1 protein-coding gene is annotated in these 1,230 nt (G+C 68.8%); it reads left to right on the top strand.

From position 1 onward, the window contains the following. On the top strand, positions 1–1,230 hold a 1,230-nt coding region (locus A3IC_RS0116375), incomplete at both ends, for a M4 family metallopeptidase (protein ID WP_020551127.1).

Genomic DNA, 1,230 nt, shown 5'->3' with positions numbered 1-1,230 from the left:
GGCCAGGCGTCCAGCAAGGAGACCGGCTGCGCCGACGTCATGTGGGCGGCGCAGAAGGAATGGAACATGCTCCGCGACTGGCTCGGTCGCAACGGGCACAACGGCACCGGCGGCAGCTGGCCGGTCAAGGTCGGCCTCAACGACGTCAACGCCTACTGGGACGGCTCGTCGGTGTCCATCGGGCACAACCAGGCGAACCAGTGGATCGCCTCGATGGACGTGGTCGGCCACGAATTCGGCCACGGAATCGACCAGTTCACCCCCGGCGGCGCCGGCAGCGAAGCCGGACTCGGCGAGGGCACCGGCGACATCTTCGGCGCGCTGACCGAGGCCTACACGAACGAACCCTCACCGTACGACGCTCCCGACTACACCGTCGGCGAAACGGTGAACCTGGTCGGCCAGGGCCCGATCCGCTACATGTACAAGCCCTCCACCAACGGGGACCCGGACTGCTACAGCTCCTCCATCCCCAGCACCGAGGTACACAAGGCCGCGGGTCCGTTGAACCACTGGTTCTACCTGCTGGCCGAGGGCACCAGCCCCGGCGGCGGCAAGCCCAACAGCCCGACCTGCAACAGCACCACCCTCACCGGGGTCGGCATCCAGCAGGCCGGCAAGATCTTCTACGGCGGCATGCTGCTCAAGACCAGCGGCATGACGTACAAGAAGTACCGCACCACCACGCTGACGTCGGCCAAGACCCTCGACCCCACCTGCGTCCTGTTCAACAAGACCAAGGCCGCGTGGGACGCCGTCAGCCTGCCGGCGCAGCCGAACGACCCCACTTGCATCGGGAACCCGGGCCCCGACTTCACCATCGGAGTCAGCCCGACCAATGGCAGCGTGGCGCCCGGTGGCACCGCGACCACGACCGTGACGACCACCGTGACCCAGGACGCGGCGCAGAACATCACCCTGTCGGCGGGTCCGCTGCCGTCCGGCGTGACCGCCTCGTTCAACCCGGCGACCGTGCAGGCGGGTGGCACCTCGGTGCTGACCCTGACGGCGAGCGCCTCGGCGCCGTCGAGCACCACCGCGATCACCGTGACCGGTACGGGTACGAGCGCCACACACACCGCGCAGTACAACCTGACCGTCTCCAGCGGGCCCGGCAACCCGAGTGACCCGCCGGACATCAGCGTGGCCAACGTCCAGGCGCACCTGTCCCAGCTCAACACGATCGCGTCGCAGAACGGCGGCAACCGCCGCGCGGGCAGCGCGGGTTAC

The organism is Embleya scabrispora DSM 41855, from assembly GCF_000372745.1.
Lineage (GTDB): Bacteria > Actinomycetota > Actinomycetes > Streptomycetales > Streptomycetaceae > Embleya > Embleya scabrispora.
This window is presented reverse-complemented; position numbering and strand designations above follow the sequence as displayed.